Source organism: Streptomyces colwelliae, assembly GCF_048158785.1.
GTDB lineage: Bacteria > Actinomycetota > Actinomycetes > Streptomycetales > Streptomycetaceae > Streptomyces.
On sequence record NZ_JBLTJC010000342.1, the window covers coordinates 1 to 11,015 of the forward strand.

An 11,015-nucleotide genomic window follows, 5' to 3' on the forward strand; every position below is an offset into this window, starting at 1 on the left:
GAACCCCCACAGCCGCGCCCTCCCCGCGCCGCCGTGGCCGCCGTACACCCTCCGCGCCCTGCGCACCGTGGTCCTGCGCTGCTGACGGACCGACCGTCCCCCGAGGTCAACCCGTCACCGCGACGCTAGGAACACAGCCATGCCCATCGACCCGTACGCGCTCCTGCGCGCCCTGTTGCGCGCGGAGGCCGCCCGCAACGCCCCCAAGCCGGAGCCCCGACGACCCGAGCCGCAGCGGCCCCCGGAGGAACGGGCGCGCTGACCCGCCGTAGGCGGCACGGCCCGGCGGGAACTAACGCTTCCGCCGGGCCGTGCCGAAGAGCGAGCGGGTGATCTCGCGGCCGATCTGGGTGCCGACGGAACGCGCCAGGGACTTGAACATCCCGCTGCCGACGACCTGTTGGACCATCGACTCGTCCTCCTTGGCCGACTTCGGAGAAGCCTTCCCGGCTGCTTCCTTGGGTCTCGGGGGCTCTGTCGCCAGCTTCTCGTACGCCGACTCGCGGTCCACAGCCTGTGCGTAACGGCCGTAGAGGGACGAGGACTTGACCGCCTGGTCGAGGGTCGCCGCATCGATCGGGCCCATCAGGGACTCGGGGGCGCGCAGGCGGGTGACGGCGACGGGGGTCGGGGCGCCGTTCTCACTCAGGACCGTGACGACCGCCTCGCCGGTGCCCAGGCCCGTCAGGATCTCCTCCAGGTCATAGGAGGAGTTCGGGAAGGTCTTGACCGTCGCCTTCAGGGCCTTCTGGTCGTCCGGGGTGAAGGCGCGGAGCGCGTGCTGGACGCGGTTGCCGAGCTGGGCGAGGACGTCGCCGGGTACGTCCTTCGGGGTCTGTGTCACGAAGAAGACGCCGACCCCTTTCGAGCGAATGAGGCGGACGGTCTGTGTGATGGAGTCCAGGAACGCCTTCGAGGCGTCGTTGAAGAGCAGGTGCGCCTCGTCGAAGAAGAAGACGAGCTTCGGTTTCTCGGCGTCTCCGACCTCCGGGAGGTCGTGGAAGAGGTCGGCGAGGAGCCACATCAGGAAGGTCGAGAAGAGCTGTGGTTTGTCCTGGACGGCGGGGAGTTCGAGGACGGAGACCATGCCCCGGCCGTCCGACGCCGTGCGCAGCAGCTCGCTCGTGTCGAACTCCGGCTCACCGAAGAAGTCGGCCATGCCCTGCGCCTCGAAGGCCGTGAGGGAGCGCAGGATCACCCCGGCCGTGGCGGTGGACAGGCCGCCGATGTTCTTCAGTTCCGGCTTGCCCTCGTCGGAGGTGAGGAAGGTGACGACCGCCCGCAGGTCCTTGAGGTCGATCAGCTCCAGGCCCTTGGTGTCGGCGTAGTGGAAGATCAGGCCGAGGGACTGCTCCTGGGTCTGGTTGAGCTGGAGCACCTTGGACAGCAGCACCGGGCCGAACCCGGTGATCGTGGCCCGGACCGGGATGCCGTGGCCGATGCCGCCGAGGGCGTAGAACTCCGCCGGGAACCCGGTCGCCGTCCACTGCTGCCTCACCTCGCCCGCCCTGCCCGCGACCTTGTCGTTCGTGACGCCCGGCGCCGAGATCCCGGACACATCGCCCTTCACGTCCGCGAGGAACACCGGCACACCCTGCGCCGAGAGCTGCTCGGCGATGAGCTGGAGGGTCTTGGTCTTGCCGGTGCCGGTGGCGCCCGCGACCAGACCGTGGCGGTTGAGCATCGGGAAGGGGATGCGGATCTGCGCGTCGGGCAGACAGGCGCCGTCCCACAGCAGGGCGCCCAGGTCGAGTGCAGGTCCTGTGAAGGCGTACCCGGCGGCGATCGTCTCGCTGTCACTCATATCTGGCCCCTGTTCCCGTTTTGCCCGGCTTTACGGCATCTTTTCCAGCGTCGCACTCCGTCTCCATGGCTGCGCCCGGAACGTCATGACCGGTAGGCTTTCCGTGTGATCTTCAAGCGCATCGGAAACGGCCGGCCGTACCCCGACCACGGCCGGGAGAGCACCCGGCAGTGGGCGGATGTCGCGCCGCGCCCGGTCCGCCTCGATCAGCTCGTGACGACCAAGGGCCAGCTCGACCTGGAAACGCTCCTCGCCGAGGACTCGACCTTCTACGGCGACCTCTTCGCGCATGTCGTGAAGTGGCAGGGCGACCTGTACCTGGAGGACGGCCTGCACCGCGCGGTCCGCGCCGCGCTGCAACAGCGCCAGGTGCTCCACGCGCGCGTCCTCGAACTGGACTAACAGCACCCTTCATCAGAGCCCGGACGGTTTTCATCAAGGCTCGGGCGGTTGCCTTCCGGTAGACCGTTCGTCCTTTCGGGTTGGTCTCGGCGCTGTCGAATGATCATCTAGTAGGCATCGTCGCCCGGGCGCACTACGCTGCGCTCATGAGCATGCTGACTCCCCCAGGCATGGGCGGCCAGTACCGGATCACGGGGGACAAATATCCGCGCATGCGCCGTCCGCGGCGCCGCGGGAAGCTCGTCCTCACGATGGTCGCCTCCGTCGCCGTACTGGGTGTGGGCGGGTGGGGCACGTTGCAGCTCATCGACGTCTTCACCGGTGGCGGCAAGCAGGCCGCGGCGGCCGGTCCCAAGGCCGCCTGCGCGACCAAGGCCAGCCCCTCCGCGAGCACGAGCGCGGGCGCCGCCGTACCGAAGCCGGCCCAGATCACCGTGAACGTCTACAACGCCACGCCCCGCAGCGGCCTCGCCAAGTCGACCGCCGACGAGCTGAAGAAGCGCGGCTTCAAGATCGGGGACGTGGGCAACGCGTCCGCGCAGTGGGACAAGAAGGTCAAGGGCACCGGCGTGCTGCTCGGCCCCGCCTCCGCCCTCGACACCTCGCTGCCCGTCCTCGCCACCCAGCTCACCGGCGCCGAGCGCCGCACCGAGGCCACCCGCAAGGGCACCGCCGTCGACCTCGTCATCGGCACCGCCTTCAAGAACCTCACGGCGAAGGCAGCCGCCGACAAGGCGCTGGCCGCGCTGGCCGGACCCGAGCCGACGACCAGCGCGTCACCGAAGGCGTGCTCGTAGCCGTACGAGAGCAGTCGTAGGAGAGCAGCCCTACGACAAAAGCACCCGATTCCCGTACGGCGGGTAAGAGCCGTACGGGAATCGGGTGTTGATCGGCCGGGTGCCGACGGAGTCCTACTCGGCCGCGCCGTACAGGCGGTCGCCCGCGTCGCCGAGGCCCGGGACGATGTAGCCGTGCTCGTTCAGGCGCTCGTCGACCGAGGCCGTCACGACGGTCACCGGGGTGCCCGCCAGCTCGCGCTCCATGATCTCGACGCCCTCGGGGGCGGCGAGCAGGACCACGGCGGTGACGTCGTCGGCGCCGCGCTTGATCAGCTCGCGGATCGCGGCGACCAGGGTGCCGCCGGTGGCCAGCATCGGGTCCAGGACGTACACCTGGCGGCCTGAGAGGTCCTCCGGCATGCGCGTGGCGTACGTGGACGCCTGGAGGGTCTCCTCGTTGCGCACCATGCCCATGAAGCCCACCTCGGCGGAGGGCAGCAGGCGGACCATGCCGTCCAGCATGCCGAGGCCGGCCCGCAGGATCGGCACGACCAGGGGGCGCGGGTAGGACAGCTTGACGCCGGTGGTCGAGGCGACCGGCGTCGTGATGTCGACCTGTTCGGTGCGTACGTCGCGCGTGGCCTCGTAGGCGAGCAGGGTGACCAGCTCGTCGGCGAGGCGGCGGAAGGTCGCGGAGTCGGTGCGCTGGTCGCGCAGCGTGGTGAGCTTGTGGGCGACCAGGGGGTGGTCGACGACGTGGAGACGCATGTCCACAACAGTAGCCGGGGCCCGCGGCGGCCGCGGTCCCCGCCCGCACCAACCGTGATCAGCCCGCCCACCGGCCCCGATCCCGCCCGCACTGGCATCAAACCGCCCGTCCGGGGGAAAGTGGGAGGGACGGAACGGGGTGGTGAACCGATGCCTGACCGTGAGTCCCACAAGGACCCGTCGCAGTCGGAGGAACCGGCGAAGAACCGGGACACGAGCCGGGAGAGCGATGCCGAGCGCAGGCGCCGCCGGGCCCAGTTCCTGCGCGAGCTGACCGAGGCGCGCGAGCTGCGCGACCGGGTCCAGCCCCGGCGCGCCAAGGTCGCCCGGCTGCGCCACGCCATGCGTATGCGCACGTTCCGCTGGTAGTTGAGGCCTGTCTCACAGCACTTTGTAAGCCCAACCAGGTGCGTGTGTACGGCGATCGCCGCGTACGATCCCGCTGGTGGTCGATCAAAACCGGCGGACACAGGGAGCCGAAGACGTCCCCTGCACGCCTTGTTTCTGCCACGATTCCGAGTGGGTGGGGCTCGGAGCACGAGCTCTCCCCGCCCGCAGCCTCAGCCGGGGGGACCCCCAACCGGCACACCTATGACCAGTGGGAGAGTCACGGTGTACTTCGCCGCACTGCTCGCGCGCACCGAAGACGGGTGGGAAGCGAGCGACACAGAGCTCGACGATGTCGAGAGCATGTCGGATCTGGCCACACTGGCCCGTGAAGCCTCGCCCGAGGACGACACGGTGCTGGTGCTCATCGAGCAGGAGGACGCCTGGTTCGGCGTCGTCCGTATCGATGGCGAGGACGACCCGCGGATCTACGTCTCGGACGCAGCTGCCGCAGCCCGCAGCTCGTACGGCGAGATCCTGCTCACCGACGAGCTGCTCGGACGGGATCCGGACGACGACGATGTCGTCGACCTGGACTCCCTCGACCTCGACGGCACCGAGGACGGTGACAGCGAGGAGGAGGACGACGACGAGGACGGCACCTCCTCGGCCGAGGCCGTTCCGCACAGCCCCGTCGGTGACCGCCAGATCCTGGACGACCTGGGCGTCGGCGAGAAGGAGCTGCTGCTCCTCGACGCGGACGACGCGCTGAGTTCCATCGCCGAGGCCCTCGGGGCCTCGGAGGTCCTGGAGACCGTCCGCTGACCACAGCACGCGCGGAAGGGCCTTGGGACCCGGTGCGCGACCGCTGGCGGGCCGCGATGCGGCTCGCCCTGGACGAGGCCGGAGCGGCCGCCCGGGGCGGCGACGTCCCGGTCGGCGCGGTCGTACTGTCCCCGGACGGTACGACCGTGCTCGCCACCGGGCACAACGAACGCGAGGCCACCGGCGATCCGACGGCGCACGCCGAGGTCCTCGCGATCCGCAGGGCCGCCGCTCACCTCGGTGAGTGGCGGCTGTCCGGCTGCACGCTCGTCGTCACCCTCGAACCCTGCACGATGTGCGCGGGCGCGCTCGTGCAGTCCCGGGTCGACCGGGTCGTCTACGGCGCCCGCGACGAGAAGGCGGGCGCGGCCGGCTCCCTCTTCGACGTCGTCCGCGACCGGCGGCTCAACCACCGCCCCGAGGTGATCGAGGGCGTGCTCGCGGACGAGTGCGCCCACCTGCTCACGGAGTTCTTCCGGGACCGGTGATTACCGATTTCAAACCACGCCCCACCTTGTTGTAAGGTCTCTCTCGGTAGCGTGTCCGAGCGGCCGAAGGAGCTCGCCTCGAAAGCGAGTGTGGCGCAAGTCACCGAGGGTTCAAATCCCTCCGCTACCGCAGATGGACGAAGGGTCCGGCTCATCGAGCCGGACCCTTCGCGCATCCCTCCGTCCCGTTAAGGGATCACCTGCGAGGGGTAGAGCACCGGTTCGGGGGGCCACGTGACCGACATCCTTGGGCTGATCACAGCAGTTGGCGTGGTGGCATCGTTGCTCACTTCCGCATGGCAGATGCGGGAACTCGCCCGGCAGACCACCATCAACAACGGAATTGCCGGTGCGACTCATATCTACAACGGAATAGAGCGGATCCAGCACTTCGAGGAGTACATCGCCGCAGAACCCTGGCTCCATGCTCATTTCTACGAGCGTGCGGGCGTCCCGGCAGATGAGGATCAGAGGATCCGCGTTCTCGCCCTGGCCCGCATGCTCGCCGACGTAGTGACCTACGGACTCATGATCGGGTCCCTCAATCCACAGATGCGGAACTACAACGGGTGGAAGGACTTCGCCTTGGTGGTTCGCGGTACGTCGCCAGCGCTGGTCGAAGTCGTGAACGAGCACCCGGAATGGTGGCCTGCGCTCGCGGATCACTGGGCGGCGAATCCGAATCCGGAGCCGGGAGCCTGAACCACGGCGAGGAAGCCGACGCCCCTTAGCGCACAGCGGCGCCGGTCCCGTCAGGGGCCCTTCGTGCGTGAGGTCGGCAACAGCCCTTCACCAGCGTCCCGTTGGTCCCTGGTTGATCCCTGGTGATCCCTGATTGATCCAAAAAGGGGCCGTGAAGGTTACACTCACCGCCGGCAACAGGGGGCCCACGGGCACGAAGTCACAGGGGAGGCCGCGATGGCGGTGAACGCTAAGAAGATCGCCGTCTATTTGCTCGTGGTCTTCGCGCTGTACGTGATCATCACGGACCCGTCCAAGGCGGCCGACTACGTCCAGATAGGCTTCGAGGGCATATCGGACGCCGCGAAGGCCATCGGCGACTTCATGACCTGGCTGGCCGACGGGGCGCAGTAGCCAACTACCAACCAGGAGCGCGCAGATGATCCGCCACCTCGTCCTCTTCAAGCTCAACGAGGGCGTCGAGCGCGACGACCCGCGCGTCGCGGCCGGCGTCGAGGCGTTCCGCCCGCTCGGCGACCTGATCGAGGAACTGCGCTTCTGGGAGCTGGGCTGGAACATCAGCGACCGCCCCATCGCCTACGACTTCGCGATCAACTCGGCGGTCGACGACCCCGACGCCCTGAAGCGGTACGTCGAGCACCCCGCGCACCAGGCCGGCGTCGTGCTGTGGCGCGAGTTCGCCACGTGGGTGATCGCCGACTACGAGGTCGCCGATCACGAGGTCTGAGCCCGTCAGCTCAAAGCCCCCCGCAGAGCCCCCTGCCGTCACGGCGGGGGGCTTTTGTTGCCCAACACGGCATAACACGGTATTAGGCGGTGCTTGCACACAGTGCACATGTCTTGTGATGCTATGACCGCTTTTGACGGATGAGTTGACCTATTGAAGAGGTGTGGCGTTGACCGTGTCGGCCAGTACAGCGCCGCCCCAGGACGAGGCGCCCGCCCAGACCCCGGTGGCAGCCGCTCCGCCGCGCAGCCGCGGCGCGGACACCCGGGCCCTCACCCAGGTGCTCTTCGGCCAGCTCAAGGAGCTCCAGCCGGGTACGCCGGAGCACAACCGGGTGCGTGGGGCGCTCATCGAGGCGAACATCCCGCTCGTGCGCTACGCGGCCGCCCGCTTCCGCTCCCGCAACGAGCCGATGGAGGACGTCGTCCAGGTCGGCACCATCGGTCTGATCAACGCCATCGACCGCTTCGACCCGGACCGGGGCGTGCAGTTCCCGACGTTCGCGATGCCGACCGTCATCGGCGAGATCAAGCGGTACTTCCGTGACAACGTCCGTACGGTCCATGTCCCGCGCCGGCTGCACGAGTTGTGGGTGCAGGTCAACGCGGCGACCGAGGACCTGACGACCGCCTTCGGGCGCACCCCCACCACCGGCGAGATCGCCGAGCGGCTGCGCATCGGCGAGGACGAGGTGCTGTCCTGCATCGAGGCCGGCCGGTCGTACCACGCGACCTCCCTGGAGGCCGCCCAGGAGGGCGACGGACTGCCCGGCCTGCTCGACCGGCTCGGCTACGAGGACCCGGCCCTGGACGGCGTGGAACACCGCGACCTCGTCCGCCACCTCCTCGTCCAACTCCCCGAGCGGGAACAGCGGATCCTGCTGCTGCGCTACTACAGCAACCTCACCCAGTCGCAGATCAGCGCGGAACTCGGCGTCTCCCAGATGCACGTCTCCCGGCTCCTCGCGCGCAGCTTCCAGCGACTGCGCTCCGCGAACCGCATCGAGGCGTAGCAGCAGCCGTAGCGAGGCGCGTCAGCCGCAGCGGAAGCCGTGGCGAGAGCCATAGCGAAAGCCGTATCGGGGCATAACCGAAAGCCCGAGCGAGCTGTCACCGGTACGAACGAATCGCTCACAGGGCCCTTTCCCAACGGTTCTGCGCTGAAAAGCCGTCAGACCCCCTGTTTCCAGGGCCGATTCGTCACAGACATGTCGACATGTCACTACAGCGTGTTGCCGACATGTGACATTCTGCGGGAAGCGCGTTTGCCGTGGCCCCGGCTCCGGTATTCAGGTGAAGGCACCGCTCCCCAGACGGGGGCGATCGCCGCGACCGTCCCGCGACCCAAAGGGGGTGGCATGTCCGCAGACCAGGGCAGCTCGAAGGTGCTCACGCTCACCAAGAGCGACGCTGAGCCCGCACTCGACGCCGTTACGGTCCTTGAGGCCGTACCCGCCGTACCGGCCCCGGCCCTCCCGACCACGGGAGCCATCGACACCCGCACCCTGTCCCGCTCCCTCTTCCTGCGGCTCGCCGCACTCGACGAGAACAGCCCCGAGCGTGGTTACGTCCGGGACACCCTCATCGAGCTCAACCTCCCGCTCGTGCGGTACGCCTCCGCGCGTTTCCGCTCCCGCAACGAGCCGATGGAGGACATCGTCCAGGTCGGCACGATCGGCCTGATCAAGGCGATCGACCGGTTCGACTGCGAACGCGGGGTGGAGTTCCCGACGTTCGCGATGCCGACCGTCGTGGGCGAGATCAAGCGCTTCTTCCGCGACACGTCGTGGTCGGTGCGCGTCCCGCGTCGCCTTCAGGAGCTGCGGCTGGCCCTGACGAAGGCCAGCGACGAGCTCTCCCAGAAGCTGGACCGGTCGCCGACCGTCCCCGAACTCGCCGCGGTCCTGGGCGTGTCCGAGGAAGACGTCGTCGACGGCCTCGCGGTCGGCAACGCGTACACGGCCTCCTCGCTCGACTCCCCGGCCCCCGAGGACGACGGCGGCGAGGGCTCGCTGGCGGACCGCCTCGGCTACGAGGACACGGCACTGGAGGGCGTGGAGTACCGCGAGTCGCTCAAGCCGCTGCTCGCCAAGCTCCCGCCCCGTGAGCGCCGGATCATCATGCTGCGGTTCTTCGCCAACATGACCCAGTCGCAGATCGGCGAGGAGGTCGGCATCTCCCAGATGCACGTCTCCCGGCTGCTGACCCGCACCCTGTCGACCCTCCGCGAGGGCCTGATCTCGGACTGACCCCCAACAGGGTCACGAGGGTTCCTATTTGACGGAGTGTCAGCCACCATGGCGCGATGCTCCGAGCGACCCGGACACGTGGCCGCCGGTGCGCCCTCCCGGGCGCGTCGGCGGCCGTCGCCTGCCTCGCCGCGTTCCTGACCGCCTGCGCGGGCAACAGCGGTGGCGGCTACGCGGCGGTCGGCCCGCCCCGCCCATCGGCTACGGCGGTACGCCCGACCGGGAGCGTCACGCTGGTGCCCCTCGACACCCCGAAGTCACCCGCGGCCGGCAAGTCACCTGGCGGCAAGGACACTTCAGCGCCTCCGCCGGCCACCTCCTCACCCACGGGCGCCAAGTCCCGTCGTAGCAGCACGCCTTCACCGTCACCGACCCCAACCGCCGTTCCTACGACGGCTCCCGGCACCCCCGCCGCCCTCAGCTGGGGCGACCCTGTGCGCAAGGCCACGGATCAGCGCTGGTGCGAGGACGTCACCCTGGGCTTCCGCAACTCCGGCGGTACGGCGGTGCGTTCGGGCACGGTGACGTTCGGGACGCACATCATCGGGGCCCTCGGGATCGACTGGGCGACGATCGGGTCGACCGAGCAGCTTCCCGTGCCGGTCCCGGCGAACGGGCGCAAGGACAAGACCTGGACCGTGTGCGTCGACGCCTGGCGCGTGCCGTTGGGGATGCACATCGAGACGCGGGACGTGTCCGTGGAGTGGCACTAGGCGGCACATGAAGTCCACGGCGATTCTGCAGCGCCCCAAAGGGGCGCGGGGAACTGCGCGACCAGCCACGACGGCGCAGCAGACGGCTGACGGCAGGTCACGCCCCCAAGCGGAGCGGAGCGACTGCGCGGGCGCGTCGAGGACGTCGTCGTCGACAGCGCGGCCCGGGGGCGCGGGATCGCCCCGCTGCTCATCGAGCAGGCGCTGCGGATCGCCCGGGAGGCCGGGGCGCGGACCGTCGATCTGACCTCGCGGCCGGACCGTGCCGCGGCGAACCGGCTGTACGAGCGGCTCGGGTTCCGGGTCCGGGAGTCGACGGTCTACCGGTTCCCCTTGGAGACGGACCGGTAGACCAGCGCCCAGGTGGAGCGGTCGGTGTTACATGAAGGCCAGGTAGGCCACCGCCGCCACGACCAGCACGGCGACCACGACGCCGACGATCAGGCCGACGCGGGGTCCGGCCGAGGCCGTGGGTGCGGCCTGCGGCGCGCCGCCCTGTGGGGTCTCGTCGACGAAGGCACGGAACATCTGGGTGCTGCCGGCGGGGTCGTAGTTGCCCTCGGGGCCCTGGGTGTTTGCCATGGGCCGAGACACTAGCGAATCCCCGGGGGACACCCAAGTGCGGGGCCTCGGACAGGGTTTCCCACCTGCGGGTTTACGTTCAGAAATGCTTGCCTTTGCCAACTTTTTGTCCCGCACCCCACCGTTTTATTTGCCTGTAGCAACCAACCTCTCTTACGCTCTTATGGTTGCCCCAAGCAACGAACATGGGAGGTGTGATGGCCGAGCAGGCGCAGTACGAGGAGCTGATCCGTCAGTTCAGTGCCTTCGGCGCCGTACGCAGGGAGCTGGGGCGGGTCCTGCCGTCCGAGTGTCCCGCCGGCTCCGTGGCCGTACTGACTCTCCTCGGCCGGCACGGCGACATGCGCATCAGCAGGCTCGCCGAGCTGCTCGCCGTGGACATGTCCGTGACCAGCCGCCATGTCGCGCACGTCGTCGACCGGGGCTGGATCGAACGCTCCCCCGACCCCGCGGACAAGCGCTCCCGCATCCTGCGCCTCACCCCCAGCGGCTGGGCCCAGGTGGACGAACTGTCGCGGCGGACCGCGCAGTTGCTCGCCGACCGGCTGAGCGACTGGAGCGACGACGAGGTCGGGCAGCTGATCGGGCTGATGACCCGGCTCCGGGCGAGCTTCGACGACTGCCGCACCGCACAGCCTCCGCCCCCACCC

General features: G+C 69.2%; 16 protein-coding genes, 1 tRNA gene and 1 pseudogene. 15 read left to right on the forward strand and 3 right to left on the reverse strand.

The window, feature by feature from the left end:
- Positions 1-139 precede the first annotated feature (139 nt).
- A complete protein-coding gene (locus ACNFOC_RS42660) occupies positions 140-262 on the forward strand; it encodes a hypothetical protein (RefSeq protein ID WP_416964391.1) in 123 nt (40 codons plus the stop codon).
- Positions 263-292: 30 nt separating this feature from the next.
- On the opposite strand, the gene ACNFOC_RS42665 is transcribed toward ACNFOC_RS42660, so the two are convergent.
- Complete coding sequence (locus ACNFOC_RS42665; protein ID WP_416964392.1) at positions 293-1,804, reverse strand: helicase HerA-like domain-containing protein; 1,512 nt, start codon at positions 1,802-1,804, stop codon at positions 293-295.
- 105 nt (positions 1,805-1,909) lie between these two features.
- Between ACNFOC_RS42665 and ACNFOC_RS42670 the strand changes: the two genes are divergently transcribed.
- Both ACNFOC_RS42670 and ACNFOC_RS42675 read left to right on the forward strand, forming a co-directional pair.
- Positions 1,910-2,206 (forward strand): type II toxin-antitoxin system VapB family antitoxin, encoded by a 297-nt coding sequence (locus tag ACNFOC_RS42670; RefSeq protein WP_003999914.1) that lies wholly within the window; start codon positions 1,910-1,912, stop codon positions 2,204-2,206.
- Between the two features lie 170 nt (positions 2,207-2,376).
- Positions 2,377-3,003: a LytR C-terminal domain-containing protein gene (locus ACNFOC_RS42675; RefSeq protein WP_416964399.1), complete on the forward strand. Its 627-nt coding sequence runs from the start codon at positions 2,377-2,379 to the stop codon at positions 3,001-3,003.
- A 114-nt stretch (positions 3,004-3,117) separates the two neighbouring features.
- Here ACNFOC_RS42675 and upp read toward each other — a convergent pair whose 3' ends face one another.
- Positions 3,118-3,753, reverse strand: a complete 636-nt coding sequence (gene upp, locus ACNFOC_RS42680; RefSeq protein WP_406124659.1) for a uracil phosphoribosyltransferase — start codon at positions 3,751-3,753, stop codon at positions 3,118-3,120.
- Between the two features lie 150 nt (positions 3,754-3,903).
- Here upp and ACNFOC_RS42685 point away from each other — a divergent pair, with 150 nt between their 5' ends.
- The 11 genes and pseudogenes from ACNFOC_RS42685 to ACNFOC_RS42735 form a co-directional block, all read left to right on the forward strand.
- Positions 3,904-4,122 carry a hypothetical protein gene (locus ACNFOC_RS42685; protein ID WP_416964393.1) on the forward strand — a complete coding sequence of 73 codons (219 nt, stop codon included), beginning with the start codon at positions 3,904-3,906 and terminating at the stop codon, positions 4,120-4,122.
- A 243-nt stretch (positions 4,123-4,365) separates the two neighbouring features.
- Positions 4,366-4,905, forward strand: coding sequence for a tRNA adenosine deaminase-associated protein (locus ACNFOC_RS42690; RefSeq protein WP_416964400.1), 540 nt, complete (start codon positions 4,366-4,368; stop codon positions 4,903-4,905).
- Between the two features lie 56 nt (positions 4,906-4,961).
- Entirely contained in the window at positions 4,962-5,393 is a 432-nt protein-coding gene (gene tadA, locus ACNFOC_RS42695) for a tRNA adenosine(34) deaminase TadA (RefSeq protein ID WP_318017334.1), read from the forward strand.
- A 45-nt stretch (positions 5,394-5,438) separates the two neighbouring features.
- Positions 5,439-5,523: transfer RNA gene (locus ACNFOC_RS42700), tRNA-Ser, on the forward strand.
- A 104-nt stretch (positions 5,524-5,627) separates the two neighbouring features.
- Entirely contained in the window at positions 5,628-6,095 is a 468-nt protein-coding gene (locus ACNFOC_RS42705) for a hypothetical protein (RefSeq protein ID WP_416964394.1), read from the forward strand.
- 216 nt (positions 6,096-6,311) lie between these two features.
- Positions 6,312-6,488 carry a hypothetical protein gene (locus ACNFOC_RS42710; protein WP_019054914.1) on the forward strand — a complete coding sequence of 59 codons (177 nt, stop codon included), beginning with the start codon at positions 6,312-6,314 and terminating at the stop codon, positions 6,486-6,488.
- 25 nt (positions 6,489-6,513) lie between these two features.
- The gene (locus tag ACNFOC_RS42715; RefSeq protein WP_416964395.1) at positions 6,514-6,822 is read left to right on the forward strand and encodes a Dabb family protein; all 309 of its coding nucleotides are present in this window, start codon (positions 6,514-6,516) and stop codon (positions 6,820-6,822) included.
- Positions 6,823-6,985: 163 nt separating this feature from the next.
- Positions 6,986-7,834 carry an RNA polymerase sigma factor SigF gene (locus ACNFOC_RS42720; RefSeq protein ID WP_416964396.1) on the forward strand — a complete coding sequence of 283 codons (849 nt, stop codon included), beginning with the start codon at positions 6,986-6,988 and terminating at the stop codon, positions 7,832-7,834.
- Between the two features lie 345 nt (positions 7,835-8,179).
- Positions 8,180-9,070, forward strand: coding sequence for an RNA polymerase sigma factor SigF (locus ACNFOC_RS42725; protein WP_266859067.1), 891 nt, complete (start codon positions 8,180-8,182; stop codon positions 9,068-9,070).
- A 56-nt stretch (positions 9,071-9,126) separates the two neighbouring features.
- On the forward strand, positions 9,127-9,783 hold the full coding sequence (locus ACNFOC_RS42730; protein WP_416964397.1) for a hypothetical protein: 657 nt from the start codon (positions 9,127-9,129) through the stop codon (positions 9,781-9,783).
- 105 nt (positions 9,784-9,888) lie between these two features.
- Positions 9,889-10,134: pseudogene (locus ACNFOC_RS42735) on the forward strand (GNAT family N-acetyltransferase); the annotation flags it as partial.
- Positions 10,135-10,161: 27 nt separating this feature from the next.
- Here the strand turns inward: ACNFOC_RS42735 and ACNFOC_RS42740 are convergent.
- On the reverse strand, positions 10,162-10,365 hold the full coding sequence (locus tag ACNFOC_RS42740; protein ID WP_416964398.1) for a hypothetical protein: 204 nt from the start codon (positions 10,363-10,365) through the stop codon (positions 10,162-10,164).
- 197 nt (positions 10,366-10,562) lie between these two features.
- Between ACNFOC_RS42740 and ACNFOC_RS42745 the strand changes: the two genes are divergently transcribed.
- The coding region (locus ACNFOC_RS42745; protein WP_416964401.1) for a MarR family winged helix-turn-helix transcriptional regulator at positions 10,563-11,015 on the forward strand (453 nt) is incomplete at its 3' end.